Source organism: Pseudohongiella sp. O18 (assembly GCF_021729085.1).
GTDB lineage: Bacteria > Pseudomonadota > Gammaproteobacteria > Pseudomonadales > Pseudohongiellaceae > Pseudohongiella.
Genome location: NZ_JAJSAR010000002.1, coordinates 288,300 through 306,651 on the forward strand (window position 1 = coordinate 288,300; position 18,352 = coordinate 306,651).

Consider the following 18,352-nt stretch of genomic DNA (forward strand, 5'->3'; position numbering starts at 1 on the left):
ATCCGAACGACGCAGTCAATAAACTGATTTAACAGTGATTTTTTACAAGCGCGGAATAAGCAGAACAACAGGAGCACATCAAAATGAGTCTTACGATACTGGTACGGGCGCTGGGACTTGCGGCGTTATGCCTGACGGTGACAAGTGTCGCTCAGGAAACCGCCACCCCCAATGGCGTGGTCGATAATCGACGATCCGCCATCGCCTTGAGCGGGGTGACAGTGTATGTGGGCGAGGGTGAGTACCGACCGGATGCGGCAGTGCTGATACGTGATGGCTCCATCGTTGAAGTCACCAGCGAAGATGACATACCGGAAGACTATTTTGTGATGCCACTGCCCGGTCGCTACGTCTATCCCGGGTTTATCGACCTGTACAGTGGTTATGGTTTGCCAGCGCCGGCTCGGCCAGCCGGAGGTGGCGGTGCCGAAGTGGTTGAATCCGGCCCCCGTGCGCTGAATGTCAACGATGCCATCAAATCGCACTACCGAGCAGTCATGGCGTTCGAACCGGCACGTGACGACCAGATTCCGCTGCGCCGGCAGGGGTTCACGACGGTAGCCAGCTTTATGGCCGATGGCATTGCCCGTGGTACTTCCGTTCTGGTCAATCTAGACCACAGTAACGCCAATGAAGCGGTGCTCGCGTCTGATGTGGCGGCCTACTACTCACTGGATAAAGGCAGCTCCAGGCAGACCGTACCCGTCTCGCTGATGGGTGCCATAGCACTGCTGCGTCAAACTTACCTGGATGCTGAGTGGTACGCTCAGCATGATCCACGCCCATTCGCCGATGAGTCACTGGAGGGCTGGTTGCGCACGCAGTCGCTGCCACAGATCATGGAAGTGGACGACTGGCACCAGGCACTGGCCGTGCACCGTGTTGCTGAAGAATTTTCCACCCGATATATCCTTAAGGTAGGCACTGACGCCTATCAGCAGGCTGCCCGACTGGCAGCCACCGGGGCACCGCTTATTGTCTCTGTCGACTATCCGGAAACACCGGAGGTCGCCGATCCTTTTACAGCCGACGATGTGTCATTCACAGAGCTCAAGCACTGGGAGCTGGCACCCTACAATCTGCGCCTGCTGCACGAGCAGGGCATACAGATGGCCATTACCCGCGCCGGATCCGGTGATGAATTTATTGCCAATCTGCGCAAAGCGGTGAATGCCGGACTGCCGGAGGCGGCGGCCATTGCGGCGCTGACCAGCGTTCCTGCGGCACTTATCGGTGAACAGCAACGGCTTGGCCACATCGGCGCTGGCGCGCTGGCCAATCTTGTTGTCAGCGATGGGCCGTTGTTCGACACGGATACCCGTCTGCTTGAGACCTGGGTAGCCGGCTCGCGCTATGTGGTATCCGAGCCATTGACTGAACAGGAAGGCCGATATCAACTGGCAACGCAGACTGCGACGGTGGATCTGGCGCTGCGTCTGGCTGATGGCCGTCTTCGCACACAGGTGCTGGACGGCGGCAGCGACACAGCTCTTGAAGGAGCAAGCGCCAGCGTGACGATTGCACAGGATCTCATTAATCTGACGCTGCGCATGCCCGGTGAAGCGCAGACCCTGCGTCTGAGTGGCTGGCCGACCGAGGATGGCTGGGAAGGCAGCGGCTGGACGCTGGCGCGAACCGGAGAATTACCAGCCGGCGAGGAGGCAGATGCTGAAGACGAAGCAGAGATGTCGACAGAGCTGCCTTCGCCGGTCATCTACCCTTTTGCTGCCTATGGCAGTGAGACATTGCCGACGCAACAGGCAACGCTGATACGTGGTGCGACAGTCTGGACCAACGAAGATGCCGGCACGCTGGTAACGGATGTATTGCTGCGTGATGGAAGCATCGCGGCCGTGGGTGACAATCTGCAGGCCGGTGATGCGGTAGTAGTTGATGGATCCGGCATGCACCTGACGCCCGGCATTATTGATGAGCATACTCACATCGCGTTGTTTGGTATCAACGAAGTGGCGACTAACTCAAGTATGGTGCGCATGACAGACGTCGTGGACTCCCAGGATGTAAACATCTATCGCAATCTGGCCGGCGGGGTAGTGGCGGCTCAGCAGCTGCACGGCTCAGCGAATCCCATCGGCGGTCAGTCCTCATTGATCAAAATGCGCTGGGGAGGAACACCTGAAGAATTACGGATTGAGGATGCTCCAGGATTTATAAAGTTCGCACTGGGTGAGAACGTCAAACGCAGCACCAACCCTGCGTCCATTCGTTACCCGCAGACCCGCATGGGAGTGGAACAGGTTTTTGCCAATGCCTTCAGCCAGGCGCGTGAGTATGAATCGCGCTGGCAACAGTGGAACTCTCTGTCCAACAGCGCACGTCGGGATGCGATCCGACCTCGCCGCGATCTGGTTGATGAAACCATGCTGGAAGTATTAAACGGCGAACGTTACGTGACGGCTCACTCTTATGTGCAGTCGGAAATCAACATGCTGATTCATATTGCGGACAGTTTTGATTTCACCATTAATACCTTCACGCACATTCTGGAAGGTTACAAAGTCGCCGACAAGATGGCTGCGCATGGTGCCGGAGGTTCCACTTTCTCGGACTGGTGGGCCTACAAGTGGGAAGTGCGTTATGCGATTCCCTACAATGCCGCACTGATGCAGCAGGCCGGTGTTGTTGTGGCACTGAATTCGGACGATGCCGAAATGTCCCGGCGCCTGAATCAGGAGGCCGGCAAGATGGTCAAGTATGGCGGTGTCAGTGAGTCTGATGCATTAAAGATGATTACGTTGAACCCAGCCAGGCTGCTTCATCTGGATGATCGGATGGGCAGTATCCGCGTAGGCAAGGATGCCGATGTTGTGTTGTGGGATCAGCATCCATTGTCCGTCTACGCGCAGGCGCAGACTACCTGGGTTGATGGCATCCCGTATTTCGACCGCGAACGTGACCGCGAGCTGCGTCAGTACATGGCCAGCGAACGAGAGCGCATCATCAATGTCATCTTGAGTGAACAGGAGTAATCGCATGAAAATCATAAACAGAGTAGTGCGCGTTGTACCTGTTGTGCTGGCCGTTTCAATGCTGCAGGCGATTGTTCCGCGGCCGGCTCCGGACCAGTCAGAGCCCATAGCCATCACCGGTGCTGTCATACATGTGGGAGATGGCACGGTGATCGAGGACGGCGTACTAGCCTTTGACCAGGGAGTCATCACCTACGTTGGTACTGACGCCAACAGTCCGGCATTTTTTAATCACCAGGTGATAGATGTGGAGGGGCGTCATATTTATCCCGGCTTTATTTTGCCTAACACGTCTCTGGGCCTGTCCGAGGTCAGCAATATCCGGGCAACCAATGATGTGGTGGAAACAGGGGATATCAATGCCAGCGTTCGTTCGGCAATTGCTTACAACACCGACTCAGAGTTGATTCCGACATTTCGTTTTAATGGCATCCTGACTGCACAGATTACGCCACAGGGTGGTCTGATTTCAGGCAGTTCCAGCGTAATGAAACTTGATGGCTGGAACTGGGAGGACACATTGCTCTCTGCTGACGGCGCCATGCATATGCACTGGCCCGCACGAACCCGGCGTCAGCGTAATGAAATCTCCGGTCAGTTCGAGACCGTGGACAACGAAGACTACGCCAATCAGGTGCAAGTGTTGCACGCACTGTTTCAGGATGCGATCACCTACACAGGTTCGCCGGTGAATCTGAATCTGGCCGCCATGCAGAATGTTCTGTCTGGCGAGGCGAAACTGTTCATTCACGCCAACGACGCACGTGACATCGTCAACAGTGTTCAATTCGCCAGGGACTACGAAGTGCCAGAAATTGTCATCGTTGGTGGCCGCGATGCCATGAAGGTCAAGGATCTGTTGCTGCAGGAATCGGTGGCAGTGATCTACGAATCAGTACATGGTTTGCCCGCGCAGTCCTGGTACGACGTTGACGAGCCTTTCAAGGTCCCATTCCAATTGCACGACGCCGGTATTCTGGTGGGTATTGGTGGTGGCGAGACAGCTCTGGATTCGCAGCGCAACCTGCCTTTCTTTGCCGGAACCGCCGCCAGCTATGGGTTGGACAGGGAAACCGCACTGGCCATGATCACGGAGCACAATGCGCGAATTCTTGATGTAGATGACCGCGTGGGCACGCTGGTCGTGGGCAAAGATGCAACGTTTTTCATCGCGGCTGGTGACGCGCTGGATATGCGCACCAATCAGCTTGATGAGGCCTTTATTCAGGGCAGGTTACTGGAGCTGCAGGGCATGCAGCAGGAGCTGTACGAGCGGTTCTACGAACGCTACGCAGGTCAGCCTATCGAGTAATCAGTGGTTCATCGGTGCAGCAAGAGAGGCGCAGTCTCCACGCTGCACGGAATAATTGATCAGGACAGGCCGTCAACAGATTAGCGTCTGAAGGAAGGGCGTGGCTCCATGGAGGTAGCGGTTGTTTATTACAATACTGGCATGGTTGATGTTTGGCCTGTCCATTCTGTTGTGTCTGGTTTCCACACTGGGTCGCTTGTCACATTATGAGTGGTGGATTCGCGCCTGCGAGTTTCCCCGCGTGCAGATCGCTGCTGTGGCGTGCATCCTGGTGGTCGGCGGCCTGTTGCTGGACAGCACCCAAACGCTGGCGGGTGTGGCGTTGTCGCAATGGACATGGGCGCTTGGCCTGATTGTGATGATCTATCAACTGTCGCGCATTCTGCCCTGGACAAGGTGGTGGCCTACTCAAATGGAGGACGCTAATGGAAAAGTGTCTGGCGAGCACTGCGTAACACTGCTGGTCGCAAATGTGCTGACGCCCAATCGCAATAGTGAAGGCCTGATCAATCAGGTGAAGCAGCATCAACCCGACATTCTGCTGGTGGTAGAGTCTGATCTGTGGTGGCAGTCGAAGCTCGATGAAGCATTCGGCGACTGGCACTCGATTGTCCGTGTTCCCCAGGACAATCTGTACGGTATGCATCTTTACTCCAGGCTGCCGCTGGAAGACGCCAAAGTTCATTACCTGATTGAAGATGACATTCCGTCGATTCGGGCCTGGGTAAAACTGCCGGGTGGCAAACGCGTGCGCTTCTACGCGCTGCATCCCCGGCCGCCGGCGCCCAATGAAAGTGAGGAGTCATTGTGTCGTGATTCCGAGCTGTTGCTGGTGGGTCAGCAGGTTTATCGCGACAAGGAGCCGGCGATAGTTGCCGGTGATCTCAACGATGTCGCCTGGTCGCGAACCACACGGCTGTTTCGCCGCACCAGTGGCATGCTTGATCCACGGCGGGGCAGGGGCATGTTCAATACATTCCACGCTGGGTACTGGTTCATGCGCTGGCCCCTCGATCATGTGTTCTGCACCGAACACTTTCTGCACAAGCGCATGCAGCGACTAGACTACTTCGGGTCTGATCATTTCCCGATCCTGGCGACTCTGTGCTTCCGTCCATCCGAGTCAGATCGTAATGACAAACCCAGTGCGAATGGCGAAGAGCGTGACGAAGCCCGCGAAATTATCGATGATGGCAAACAGCTCAGGAAAAGTCGTGGACTGGGCGATTCAGCCCTCGGGTAATACTTCTGACAGGTAGTGCGGACTGAACCCTGCAAACGTTTCGAGTCGTTCCAGATCCGGGATATGAGTTGGACTTTAGTATGTCGCCATGATCCGGCTGAATGAGCGATAGTTGACATGGATCAATGCTTGCGGCACGGTGTCCGATACAATGGCGTGGATAACTTCTTGGCAGGCTGGTTGTGTCCAATATGCAAGGAACCGTCCCTACAATGTTGCCGCTGCGTGCTCTGGTTATGCCCAGAGAAACCTGTCGGCAGCTTTCATCGAGTGAGCCAGGCGCACTCACGATTCTTTTTCGTTATGCGATCTGGCTGTTGCTGATGCCGCCTGTATTTGCCTGGCTGGGCGCCTACCAGTTTGGCTGGCGCCTCGGTGCGGATGAACCGCTTATGCTGCCGGCATCCAGCCTGGCACTGATCAGTGCGGGGTACTTTGCTGCACTGGTGTTCGGGTTTGTATCCACGGCGCTGATCAGCCAATGGATGGCAACCACCTATGGTGCAAACCGCCACCTCGGGCGGCATTTTGCATTCGTCACAATGGTTGGCGCGCCATTGGCCTTCGCCAGTCTCGCCCATCTTTTTCCGCACGTGTTTCTCAATGTTGTCATTCTGATTCCCGCGATGATGTGGAGCATGTACCTGTTGTATTCGGGCATTGCCACGGTGCTGGAAACGGTTCCGGAGCGTGGCATGTTGATGGCGTCGGCGCTGGTGGGCTGGTTGCTGGTGGCGGCGGTGTCACTGCTGGGTTTGAGTATGTGGTTGTGGGTGGCCGGCATCGGCCCCTCATTGGGAGTTTGACCGGATGGCAGCTGTTTACGAAGAAGGTATCAGTACTCTGAAGGCTGTACAGGCAGAAATCTATCGTGACAAAGTTGTGTTGCGTCTGGTGCAGTTTTCCATTGTCTGGGCGATCGTGGCGATGGGCGCTGGGGTTTACATTTCGGCGGAGCTGTTGTGGCCCTGGCTGGATTTTGGGCAGCCCTGGCTTTCATTTGGACGTCTGCGTCCGCTGCATACCAATGGCGTCATTTTCGGGTTCGGCGTTTCTGCGCTGATGGCGACGGCATTCTACAGCGTGCAACGTACCAGCCATGTGTCACTCTTTGCGCCCCGATTGGCCTGGTTCTGTTGTTACGGCTGGCAGCTGACGGTGCTGCTGGGTGGACTTTCGCTGCTGGGTGGCTGGACATCCAGCAAGGAATACGCTGAGCTGGAATGGCCGTTTGATATCGCCATCGCGATACTGTGGGTGTCATTTGGGGTTGTGTTTTTTGGTACCCTGGTAAAACGTCGTATCCGACCCATTTACATCTCCAACTGGTTCTATGGCGGTCTGATCATCGTTATCGCCATGCTGCACATCGTCAATAACCTGGCTCTGCCGGTGACGCTGGGCAAGTCCTACTCGCTGTATGCTGGCGCGCAGGATGCCGTCGTTCAATGGTGGTACGGTCACAATGCTGTTGGCTTTTTGTTGACCGGCGGCTTTCTCGGCATGGTCTATTACTTCCTGCCCAAGCAGGCGGGTCGCCCGATCTGGAGTTATCGACTATCCATCGTTGCTTTCTGGGCCTTTGTCTACACTTACATCTGGGCAGGCCCCCACCATCTGCATTACAGCGCCATCCCGGAATGGGTGCAGTCGCTGGGTATGGTAATGAGCATCATTCTACTGGCACCCTCGTGGGCAACCCTGATCAACGGCATCATGACCGTCAGTGGCGCCTGGCAGAAGCTGCGCACAGACCCGGCATTGAAGTTTATAGTGCTGGCACTGGCGTTTTATGGACTGGCGACTTTTGAAGGTCCGATGATGGCCATTCGCAGCGTTAACGTGGTCAGTCACTTTACTGACTGGACCATCGGTCATGTGCACTCTGGTGCGCTGGGCTGGAATGCCATGATCACCTACGGCACATTTTACTTTCTGATACCAAGAATGGCGGGACGTCCGCTTTACAGTACACCATTGGCCAATCTGCATTTCTGGCTGGCACTGGCCGGCACCATGCTTTACATCATGGCGATGTGGGCGGCCGGCGTTTCTCAGGGACTGCTATGGCTGAACCTGGATGAAACGGGTGAACTGCGTTTCAACTTTACCGACATCATGGCAGGCATGGCTCCCTATTATGGACTGCGACTATTGGCCGGTTTGATCTTTCTGCTGGGCACCTGCCTGATGGCATGGAATCTGTTCATGACCATCAGAGGGCGGGATCCAGTCGAAGTCAGTGCACCCGACGTTGACCCGCTTTACGAGGTGAAACGATGACTGGCATGTCTCTGCACAAGAAGCTCGAGGAAAACACCGGGCTACTGATTTTCGGGATTCTCGTGGTATCTGCCATCGGCGGGCTGGTGCAGATTTTACCCGTGCTAAACCAGGAATCTCTGGAAACACCAACTGGCAGCACACAGCCATATTCTGCTGTGGCACTCACGGGGCGCGACATTTACATTCGTGAGGGCTGCTCGGTATGCCATACGCAGCAGGTAAGGCCACTGATCGCAGAGGTCGAGCGCTACGGGCCCTACTCACGGTCGGGCGAATTTGTCTATGACCGTCCTTTCCTGTGGGGGTCTAAACGCACAGGGCCGGATTTGCATCGCCTGGCAGGCAAATATTCTGATGACTGGCATCGTGTCCATCTGCTTGATCCAAGGTCAGTTATTCCGGAATCGATCATGCCAGCCTATCCATGGTTGGAACACGCCCCGGCATCCGGGGTGGGTGATATTCAGAAAAAGATGCAGGTCCTGCAGCGTCTGGGCCATCCATACACGCAGGAGCAGATTGAGGCGGCTCCACAACAATTGGAAGGACTGACAGAACTCGACGCGCTTGTCACTTACCTGCAGCAGCTTGGAAGTGCTGTTTCTCGAGAGGAGGCGCCATGACACTTTTCATATTCGTTGGCGATATGCTGGTCATGTTTTTTATGGTGACAATGATAGTGTGGTTGACAGCGGGCGTGGGTAAATCCAGAGCACAGGAAATCAGCAGAATCCCGCTGGAGGATGAGAACTACAATGGCTGATATGCCCGGAGATTTTTGGAGTGGCTGGATCATGGTGCTGACGCTGGTGTCGGCGGCCGTGGTCGGGTGGCTGATCTGGAGCGTGTATTTTTCGCCGACGCCGCATGAGCCGGAAGAAGAATTAAACGAACCCGTGTGGGACGGCGATATGCGGGAGGGCAACGCCCCGGCACCCATGTGGTGGTTCTGGCTGATTCTCGGCGCCACCGTATTCTCTGTCGGTTACCTGATGCTGTATCCGGGGCTCGGCTCCTTCAGTGGCATGCTGAACTGGTCGCAGGACGCCCGGGTCAGCAATGCCTACGAGCACTATCAAAACCAGTTTCAACCAGTCCGTGAGGAGATTCTGGCCACCTCGCTTGATGATTTGCAGTCCAGCTCAGGGCGCATGAATACCGCCTCGCGCCTGTTTGCCCGTGAATGCGCAGCATGTCATGGACGTGATGCCAGCGGTCAGCTGTCAATGTTTCCTGATCTGACCGATCAGGAGTGGCAGTGGGGCGCCACTGCCGAGCAGGTGGAACAGACTCTGAGGAGTGGCCGTCGCGCTTCCATGCCTGCATGGTCAGGCGTCGTGGAAGAAAGCCAGCTAGAACCCCTGGTCGATTATGTAATGGCGATGGATGGCAGCGATTCTGACCAGATGCCAGGGCGTGCGGTTTACATGACCTACTGTGTCGCCTGTCATGGCGCACAGGGAGAGGGTAATGTTCTGTTCGGCGCGCCCTCCCTGCGAGACGATGACTGGCTATACGGCGGCGACCGCGCGAGCGTGCTGGCATCCATTACCGCTGGTCGGACGGGTGTAATGCCAGCATTTAATGATCGCCTGAATGACGCGCAGATTCGCTTACTGGTCGCATGGTTAACACGCGAGCAGTAAGCCTGCCGGATAATGTGACCTACTGGTTATCCTCATCATCGAAGTCTTTGCCTTTTTTGGCATTGGTCTCAGCGCGCTTGTCATCAACTTTTTTAGGTTCACTGTTGTCGCTGACAATTTTCTGCTCACCAATTGAGTGGATGGTGATCGGCGCTGCCGGCGCATTGCCGTCTTTGTCTTCGCCAAAATAGAGCGTCATGTGTGGGAACGGGATCTCTATGCCAGCTGCATCCAGACGATACTTGACCAGCCGGTTGTAGGCGCGTCCGATACGCCATTGTGAACCTGGCAGGGTTTTGATGCGAACGCGAATATTGACGGAACTGTCAGCCAGGGCGGTAACACCATTGACCTCGATTTCCTCCAGAATGTCGTTTTTACAATCGTCATCGGCCATAAGCTCTTCAAAGGCCTTGCGCAGTTCTACAATCACCGCATCAATATCTTCACGATAGGCTACTCCGTACTCGCCTACATGATAGGCAAATTCACGCATGTAGTTGGATACGGTATCTACCGATGAGAATGGGATCAGGTGATAGGTGCCGGATAGATCTCGTAGCCCCAGGGAGCGGATGGTGAGTTTTTCCGCGACGCCGGTAATACCGGCGGCTGTTACGACATCGCCGCTATTGATGGCGTTTTCCAGCTGAATAAAGACACCAGTAATGATGTCCTGCACCAGCTTCTGGGCACCAAAACCAATGGCCAGACCCAGCACCCCGGCACCTGCGATCAGAGGGCCGATATTAATACCGATTTCTGACAGTACGACCATCAGGGTCATCACAACCAGGGTGATCGACACAGCATTGCGGAAGATCGTCAACAGGGTTTTCTCACGCGCGCTGGGTCCGCCACGGGAAGAATCAGGGTTCAGTCGCTGCTCTATCCAGCTAGCCAGGGCAATCCATACACCAAGTGCCAGCAGGATGATCAAGGTTACAGAAATGGCTGTACCCAGTGTGTTGATGCCGGCATCCGATGCCAGCCATGCGGGCAGGTTGAACAGGCTCCAGGCGTCCGCCACAAAGCCGAGCACAACAATCAGGATGACCAGTCTGACACCCTTCATGATCGCAGGCAGGAATCCATTAAGCCGGTCTTCCAGCAAGGGGAAACGTGCCCTTGTTTCATCACTTAACTGGAAGCCACGACCCACCAGCTGACCCAGCACCACTGACAGGAACAGGCCCAGACCGATTGCCACCAGCGTCTGCAATGAGGCACGCAACATAAAGGGCAGAGCATCTTCGGGGCGTGCGATGGTCACCAGTGTCATCGCTGCCAGATAGGCAATTGCAACCACGAACCAGCTTTTGCTCAGCATGCCCAGCAAGACGCGATTGAATGTCATTTCTGCATTCTGGGAAAGCTCTGTGAGTTTATCGGTGATGCGGGATTTGTTTTGCAGAAGAATGGCCAGTGCGTACAGGAACGCCAGCAGCATCACAATCAGGGCAGTCAATTTGCCGACGGCAGGCGTAAGTAATTCATTGGCCAGCGGCACCAGAAACAATATGCCGTAACCGATGAAACCAACCAGCCTGGACAGCCAGGCGTGCCAGTAATGCGCCTGTTCGGCGCTCAGCGGCAGCATGCGAAGACCGTCATTTCGGGCGGCAAACAATACTCTGATCAGTGCGCGCGTGATTTCGATGATCAGAAACGCATTCAGGAACAGCGACTGCTGAATGTCCATTTCGCCAGAGTTGCCAGGTACAAACAGCGCAACCAGGTAGCCGCCCACATAGGCGAGTGGGATCACTACAAGATCCAGCAGGGCGGCACCACCCACGGCAATTGATTTGTGCAGCATACGACTGCCGCCGGTATCTTTCAGTGCCCAGCGATCAATCGCGGTGAATACCGGTCGAGCCATCAGTCTCAACACAAGGAATAGCGACACAGCCGCCGCGATGACAAGCAGCAGCCCCATGGCATCACTGGTCAGGTTGTCGACCTGCACAGCCTGCTCGCCAGTGACCAGGTCAGTTATTGACTGGAAAGCCTCCATGGATTCAGCGACCAGATTCTGTGCCAGCTCACGTGTGGCACCAGCAATTTCCTGCACCGGAGAGCCAGAGGCTTCTTCCTCGGCTGAAGATTCATCTGTTGTCGGATCCTCGCCGGCTGCCAGGGCACGCAAGTCACTGATTAGCTGCTCTCTGGCTTGCTGATCCTCGAGGATATCTGCCAGGTAGGCATAGGAATTGTCAGTGCCGGAGTCGTTCTCGGTAGCGGTTTCTGCGGCCGTTGACAGCGCCGGCTGTGCGTTGGCGAGGCCAGCGACCATCAGTATGCAGAAACTGGCAATGATGGCGATTATTTTGGCCGGTGTCAGATGCGTCACTATGCGATCTCCATGTGGTCGTTGTTTTCTATGTTGCAGATGCTGAACAAGCCTAAGGTCTGGCAGGCCAATTGGCAAATCTGCGGCTTCAGGTAATGCGCTTGACAATACTGTGTGACGTACAGCATTATTACTGTGTCGCGCACAGTAAGCGAATGCCGGGCTCTGCTGACGCCTGAAAAATCAGTAGAAGCCGGGTACCAGGTTAAGTACGGATCTCTCGCGAGCTGGATCATGTAATGCAGCAGCCCTGAGGCAGAGTCCTTTAGAGAGGTAGCACATGAGTGAAGATCGTTTGGAGGCCATGCGCCTAGAATTGCGACGCGGCAGCCTGGCATTGATTGTCCTGACTGCGTTGCGTCAAGAGCACTATGGCTACTCGCTACGTCAAAAACTGCAGGCTGACGGACTGGCCATCGAAGAGGGCACCCTGTACCCGCTGGTGCGCCGGCTTGAGAGTCATGGCCTGCTGGATAGTCGCTGGAGTGATGAACAGGGCAGGCGGCGACGTTACTACAGGATGTCGGTAGATGGACAGAAGGTTCTCAATGCATTGAAGCAGGAATGGCAGACACTCAATAAGGTCATGCACACCGTACAGGAGTCATCATCATGAACTGGATCGATCGCTACGTGGCAGAAATCAAGCGCTACCTGCCAGCAAAAAATCGCGATGATGTCGCGGAAGAACTGCAGTCGTTACTGGAAGAGGAAGTGCTTGAACTTGAGGCGGATCGCGAACGGCCGCTGACTGACGCGGAGTGGCATGACCTGCTGCGGGAGTTTGGACATCCCATGCAGGTAGCTACACGCTATGGCGCCAATGGTGCACTGGTCAGTGCAGCTTTATATCCACTGTATCGCAAAGTGGTCACTTATCTGCTGGCTGCGACTGCACTCATTTATGTGGTTGCAATTGTCTGGAGCATCGTGGCGGATGTCACATGGGGGGTGATGACTGAGCAGCGTGCTGTCAATCTGGGGTTTGGCTTCAGTGAGGCCTGGTCATTTGCTGTGAACTGGCTGGTGTTCATCACGCTGGGATTTCATATTGCGGATCGCTACCTGGTAAATGCCGGCACACTGCAGCGATGGAATCCGGATTCGCTGCCACCAGCAATGGCTGAGCGCGAGACGCTGCTCTCGAGCATCCTGGTCAGTATTCTGGTGGCAGTATGGCTGGTCATACTGCACCGGTTGTCACCAGAATTCAGTGCGGCGGTATTGTCCGGTGAACAGGATAATCGTTTTATCACGCTCATCGGCTGGTTGAAAATTCAGGCGGTAGTGGTACTTGCCGTGTATCTTGTTCTTCTGTTCAAACCCCACTGGACCAAGGGCAAGCGCGCAATGATCATGGTGGCAGACGCACTGACAGCATTTGGCATCGCGCTTTGTCTGTCAATGCCCGCGGAGGCCCTGCTGCAGGCATATCCACAATTGCCAGAAGGTCTGTTGCGCGTCAGCACAATCGTTCTCTGGATCTGGGTTCTGGGGCTGCTGGCGGATCTACTGGTGCAGGGTTACAAAGTGGTACAGCGGCGCTGACGTATCAGCGCCGCCTGGTCCATGAACCCTGATCGCTCAGATCAGCCCAGCAGAGTCGAAGGTAGTTCCGGAATGCGCGCCACTATGACTTCACGTCGTGCCCGACTGATGCCATAAATGATTCGCTCGCCTCGGGCATTGCGGTCCCAGGCCCATGACTGACCTTCAAAGGGCACATCAATGGTGGTCACATACTCAAGCGTGACACCCTGTCGGGGCAGGCGAAGTACATAAAGTTCGGCCGCGTCGTGGCCGGTCACATACAGTAAGCCGTCGTCGCCCCAGTCTCCGCCGGAACAGGCACTGTCGCCCCAGGTCGCAACGATCTGGGGCGGAAACAGCCATGACTCCAGCATCTGCCATTTATCGTCGAACTTGCCCACGTGCGTCCAGCGCTGATCAAATCCCGGAGTGGTTCCATTGTCGTTGTAGTTGGCAAAACATGCCCACCAGAATCCCTGGTGCCGGACTGCCCAGGTCAGCGATCCAAGGCGTATACCCAGGCTGTAGGTCGCCACGGGTTGCAGGCTGTTTCTGTCATAGGTTTCCAGTGAACTGGCCATTGGCAGTTGCGGAAAGTTAGAGTGCGCCACGACCAGTTTGTCACCGTCGACCCAGCCGGCATTCAGGTGGATGATGGCGCCGTCGCGAGGACCCATCCATTCACCGACCAGTGCGCCTGTGTCCTTGCGATGCTTGACCAGTGCATGATTGCCGATACCGTAGAAGTGATCTGCATCGACTGCCACGCCCTGATTTGCATGGCTGATTTGCCAGCGTTGCAGTTCGTCAGCGACCAGGCCGTGTTTGGTAAGACCAGGGTTTGTTTCTGCTGCCGCGTCAGTTGACGCAGCAGCAGCGGCAGGGCGTGCCAGACTTGATACTCCGGTACCAATGGCGAGCGCACCTGCGGTAGCGCCCAGTGTCAGCAAGACCTGACGACGAGTGACAGTCGCCTCGGGCATTGAGTTGTCATTATGCATAATCAGAACCTCCGGGTAAGCTGAATGTTCCAGCTGCGGCCGGACAACAGTGACTGACTGACAGATGGGTCATAACCAAAATTGTCTGAGGACAGCGGTGGTTCTTTGTCGGTCAGGTTGATGACACCCACGCGCACGCGCGTGTCGCGCAGCAGGGGCGAGGCAGTGTTATCGAACTGGTAACCTACAGTCAGGTTGTAGGTGACGAAGCTGTCGATTACACGGCGATAAACGGTTCTACCCTGCGTAAAGAACGGCTCGATGTAGTCGGGCTGGCCCAGAGACTCATACACGGCCTGGGTGGTTGTTGCCCCAGTGTCATGTGTCTCACCTACATGATAGATACCCAGGCCCGCATTCCATGCGCCATTGCGCCAGAAGATATTGCTGGTGCTGCGCCATTTCGCTGCACCATTGCCATACAGCTGGTTGTTGACGGTTGGTTCGACGTTAGCTGGCGCCAGCGTATCTTCAGCCTTGTTCAGGTAGGCCCACTCGGAACTGAAAACCATGTCACCAAACGACAGGCCTCTCAGTTCGTACCGGAAGCCAAAGTCGACACCACTGTGCTCGCTGGTCGACAGGTTCAGGAAGGGGCGGTTGCGCGAGAAGATGCGTCCGGCAGGCGCGACAGGGTTGTTCGGGTTTGCTGCGTTGTAGGCGGCAAACGCTGCACGGTCTTCGGGTGTCAGCGCAAAACGCTCGACATCGCGATCGCCTTTATAATTTGCAGTGCCACTGCCCAGATCAATCTGGTCAGCAGGCACACCTGCGGCCAGCTGTTGCTGAGTGTAGGCGCGCAACAGTGCGGTGTCACTTTCATTGATCTGAGCCACACTACGCTGGCCCAGCAGATTGCTGCGACGAATGCGCCACCAGTCGACATTCATGGTGAGACCATCCATAAATGGCGCATCGAATACCAGTCCTACGGTGTCACCCTTGGATTCCTGGGCCATGAGGTCCGGGTTGCCACCAAAATAGGTGCGCATGACGTAGGGACCTTCATTCAGTGCGGGGTTGCGGTAGGCGTCAATATCGCCAGCACCAGCGGTGATGGTCCAGCGCGGGCTGGTATACAGAGCTGCCAGACTGGGCGCCATGAATCCTTCATTGCGCGAGGCGCGCAACATCAACCAGTCAACAGGTTTCCAGTTGACGCCAACTTTTGGTTTGGTCGTATTACCAAAGTCGCTGTACTGTTCGGTGCGAGCCGACACATTGAGTTCCAGTCGGTTCATCAGCGGTATGTCTGCATCCTCATTAATCAGCGGTATCATCACTTCAGCAAAGGCGCTGGTGACGTCACGGCTGCCAAATACATCAGGACGTGGCGGGTGAAGCAGGAAATCATTGTTGGTTGTATCCAGTCCCGAGCTTGCAGGGTTCTCACCACTGAAAGGGGGACGGATGTCTTCCAGATCTTCGCGACGGTGTTCAACGCCAAACGCAGCCATGACATCACCACCCCACCAGCTGAACAGAGTGCCTGAGGTCTTTGCGTCGAAGCTGGCGATATAGCTTTGTGCTTCGCGCGCAAAAGTGTCGCTGAATGAATCTACGGTCGCCTGCGGATTGTTGTAGGGTGCGTCGGCGACGACAGCGTTGCCCTGGACCCGAAATGTGTAACCGAATGGGTTGTAGGCACTGGCATCTGTGCGGCCAATGGCGTCCTGAAGCAGGCTTTCGCGCACGTCAGGGTAGGCTTCATCATTGCCGTTGACCTGGTTGTAGAACAGCGATGTTTCCCAGGTCCAGGTGGCGCCAAACGACCCCTTCAGGCCAGTAGCAAAGCGTACAACATCGGATTCAGTTGTGATCAGTTCTGGTGACAGCCCGGCCAGCGTCATCTGAGTAAAGCTGACAGTACGTGGCTGACCAGTCAGTCGCGGCGTACCATCTGCGTTCGCCAGGCCGGCAGGGTGATAGAAACGAGATCCGTAAGGGTTGTAGGGATTGTCGATCGGCATGACCATCAGCTTGTCTGAGGTTGGTGCATTCAATGCCAGTGGCTGACGTTTCATGGTTGATTCAGCCATGTAATAGCCAGCTTCGGCAAATACGGTGACAGAAGGCGAAATGTCGTATTCACCAGCCAGGTAGGCATTGCCGCGCTTTACTTCCGGTGAGGCGAAACCAAACTGATTCAGGTCGAGGAAAAATTCGGGATTATTGGCACGTGAAGGGGCGCTGTTGGTCAAAGTTGGTGCGCCGTTCACTGGTCTAAAGTAGTTGTTCGCTGTGCTGCTGCCAATTCGGAAAGTGGGCCAGTAGCCTCGCGCAGAGCGTCCATCAAAGCTGCCGCCCAGGTTGTTGAACGGGGCTGGTACCTTGTCGCTGTTAAAGGAAGTACGACTGAAATCCCGTTCACTCAGGGCAATGCTATCCCGGTTCAAAGCTTCAATGCTGCCGATAAAACGGCCGCGACCGTTAGCCAGGTCGGTCGAACCAAAGGTCAGTGCCAACTGTGTGTTCTCACCGCCGCCGTGTTCAGTGCCGCCTTGCTGCAGCGATACTTCAACGCCATCAATCTCGCGCTTCATGATGTAGTTGATGACACCGCCAACGGCGTCTGAACCATAAATTGAGGATGCACCATCGCGCAGCACTTCAATGCGCTCAACCCCTTGTGTTGGCAACTGGTTCACGTTGACTGCCTGCGACAGGCCCGCCGTCATCGGGTTAATGGACATGCGTCTGCCATTGACCAGGACCAGTGTTGCAGTGGCACCCATATTGCGCAGATTGATGTTGGCGTTGTCGCCGCGGGCGCCAGACGACCCGAGGCGGGTCTCGTTTTCTGGCAGGTTTACCACCGACGGTAACGAGGTCAGCAGGTCAACGGGCAGAACAGCTGCCCTGACCTCCATGGCTTCTTCGCCAATAACTGATACAGGCACGGTGCCATCGTTTTCTGCACGGCGTATGTTTGAACCGGTCACCACCACTTCCTGAATTTCAGGAATGGCGTTGCTTGTCGGGGTTTGTGCTATGGCTGCAGAACCCGCTCCAAGCAGCAGTCCGGTCACACTAAGCTGCACTAGCATTGCCAGTGGTCGTTTGCCGAAACCTGGAATATTAAGGGATTTGCTGGTCTCCACAGAGACCGGGACTTCCGCCATGTGTGGGAATGGCTTGTTCATGTTATGGACTCCAAAGGCGTGGTTGAAATAGACTGATTTCTAATTTCCGAAGAGGGCCGGAAGTAATGTTTTACGATCCGGCTGGGTGCCGGAAGCCATGGAGATTAGCCTGACTTGGTGACAGATCAGTGGCGGTTATGTGGCAGCTCAATGAATTTTTTGTGAATGACAGATTGGTGACGGGAAGGGCGATCGCAACTAGGGACAGTCCAGATGATTAAAGGTATTATTTGGGGCAAGACACTTTCGTTCGCAGCACTGGCAGGCAATTCATGGCAACAAAACCCAGTATTCACAAATTCACGATTGCCCTCAGTGATCTGGACAGGGAATATTATGATTCCCTGAACCTGACGGTTGCCAGGCACCCGTCAGAGACACTAGAACGCATGCTGGTCCGCGTGCTGGCTTACTGTCTCAATGCCAGTGAGCAACTTACTTTCTGCAAAGGGCTCAGTGACACAGATGAGCCTGACGTCTGGGCAAAAGACCTTAATGGCGGTATTGCGCTCTGGATCGATGTGGGTGAGCCGGCTTTCGATCGCATCAAGAAGGCCAGCCGTCTGGCGCGCGACGTCAAGGTTTATGCTTTCAACACTAAATCTGCTGTCTGGTGGAGCCAGCATCAACAAGAGTTCGCCGGGCTCAGGGTATCGGTCAGTCGATTCCCCTGGGCGCCTCTTCAGCAACTGGCCGAGGTCTTGCAGCGAACCATGGATATGTCAGTAACCATTTCCGGTGGAACCGTCTATGTCGCTGCCGAAACAGGCGAGTACGAGTTTGCGCTGGAAGAGCTGCAGACAGTTAACTAGATCAGTCATTCATCCAGGCAGAATCAGTAAGGGGCC

At 55.5% G+C, this 18,352-nt stretch carries 14 protein-coding genes; 11 read left to right on the top strand and 3 right to left on the bottom strand.

Annotation, left to right across the window (positions count from 1 at the left end; all coding sequences use genetic code 11):
* Positions 1-83 precede the first annotated feature (83 nt).
* The 8 genes from LVD14_RS08505 to ccoP all read left to right on the top strand — a co-directional run bounded on the left by LVD14_RS08505 (position 84) and on the right by ccoP (position 9,477).
* On the top strand, positions 84-2,990 hold the full coding sequence (locus LVD14_RS08505; protein WP_237133661.1) for an amidohydrolase family protein: 2,907 nt from the start codon (positions 84-86) through the stop codon (positions 2,988-2,990).
* A 4-nt stretch (positions 2,991-2,994) separates the two neighbouring features.
* A complete protein-coding gene (locus LVD14_RS08510; RefSeq protein ID WP_237133662.1) occupies positions 2,995-4,302 on the top strand; it encodes an amidohydrolase family protein in 1,308 nt (435 codons plus the stop codon).
* 121 nt (positions 4,303-4,423) lie between these two features.
* Positions 4,424-5,545, top strand: a complete 1,122-nt coding sequence (locus LVD14_RS08515; protein ID WP_317622148.1) for an endonuclease/exonuclease/phosphatase family protein — start codon at positions 4,424-4,426, stop codon at positions 5,543-5,545.
* A 212-nt stretch (positions 5,546-5,757) separates the two neighbouring features.
* Positions 5,758-6,351, top strand: coding sequence for a Yip1 family protein (locus LVD14_RS08520; RefSeq protein ID WP_237133663.1), 594 nt, complete (start codon positions 5,758-5,760; stop codon positions 6,349-6,351).
* A gap of 4 nt (positions 6,352-6,355) precedes the next feature.
* Positions 6,356-7,828 carry a cytochrome-c oxidase, cbb3-type subunit I gene (gene ccoN / locus LVD14_RS08525; RefSeq protein WP_237133664.1) on the top strand — a complete coding sequence of 491 codons (1,473 nt, stop codon included), beginning with the start codon at positions 6,356-6,358 and terminating at the stop codon, positions 7,826-7,828.
* Between the two features lie 5 nt (positions 7,829-7,833).
* On the top strand, positions 7,834-8,454 hold the full coding sequence (ccoO, locus tag LVD14_RS08530) for a cytochrome-c oxidase, cbb3-type subunit II (protein WP_237134634.1): 621 nt from the start codon (positions 7,834-7,836) through the stop codon (positions 8,452-8,454).
* Entirely contained in the window at positions 8,451-8,594 is a 144-nt protein-coding gene (locus tag LVD14_RS08535; protein WP_237133665.1) for a hypothetical protein, read from the top strand. The genes ccoO and LVD14_RS08535 overlap by 4 nt, the downstream gene beginning before the upstream one ends.
* On the top strand, positions 8,587-9,477 hold the full coding sequence (gene ccoP, locus LVD14_RS08540) for a cytochrome-c oxidase, cbb3-type subunit III (protein ID WP_237133666.1): 891 nt from the start codon (positions 8,587-8,589) through the stop codon (positions 9,475-9,477). Before LVD14_RS08535 ends, ccoP begins: the two co-directional genes overlap by 8 nt.
* Before the next feature lie 19 nt (positions 9,478-9,496).
* On the opposite strand, the gene LVD14_RS08545 is transcribed toward ccoP, so the two are convergent.
* A complete protein-coding gene (locus tag LVD14_RS08545) occupies positions 9,497-11,830 on the bottom strand; it encodes a mechanosensitive ion channel domain-containing protein (RefSeq protein WP_237133667.1) in 2,334 nt (777 codons plus the stop codon).
* A 280-nt stretch (positions 11,831-12,110) separates the two neighbouring features.
* Here LVD14_RS08545 and LVD14_RS08550 point away from each other — a divergent pair, with 280 nt between their 5' ends.
* Positions 12,111-12,446 (top strand): PadR family transcriptional regulator, encoded by a 336-nt coding sequence (locus LVD14_RS08550; protein ID WP_237133668.1) that lies wholly within the window; start codon positions 12,111-12,113, stop codon positions 12,444-12,446.
* A complete protein-coding gene (locus LVD14_RS08555) occupies positions 12,443-13,378 on the top strand; it encodes a hypothetical protein (RefSeq protein WP_237133669.1) in 936 nt (311 codons plus the stop codon). The genes LVD14_RS08550 and LVD14_RS08555 overlap by 4 nt, the downstream gene beginning before the upstream one ends.
* 41 nt (positions 13,379-13,419) lie before the next feature.
* Here LVD14_RS08555 and LVD14_RS08560 read toward each other — a convergent pair whose 3' ends face one another.
* Complete coding sequence (locus tag LVD14_RS08560; RefSeq protein ID WP_237133670.1) at positions 13,420-14,361, bottom strand: hypothetical protein; 942 nt, start codon at positions 14,359-14,361, stop codon at positions 13,420-13,422.
* A 2-nt stretch (positions 14,362-14,363) separates the two neighbouring features.
* Positions 14,364-17,504: a TonB-dependent receptor plug domain-containing protein gene (locus LVD14_RS08565; RefSeq protein ID WP_237133671.1), complete on the bottom strand. Its 3,141-nt coding sequence runs from the start codon at positions 17,502-17,504 to the stop codon at positions 14,364-14,366.
* A gap of 272 nt (positions 17,505-17,776) precedes the next feature.
* On the opposite strand from LVD14_RS08565, the gene LVD14_RS08570 reads away from it, so the two are divergent.
* Entirely contained in the window at positions 17,777-18,316 is a 540-nt protein-coding gene (locus tag LVD14_RS08570; protein ID WP_237133672.1) for a YaeQ family protein, read from the top strand.
* Positions 18,317-18,352: the final 36 nt, after the last annotated feature.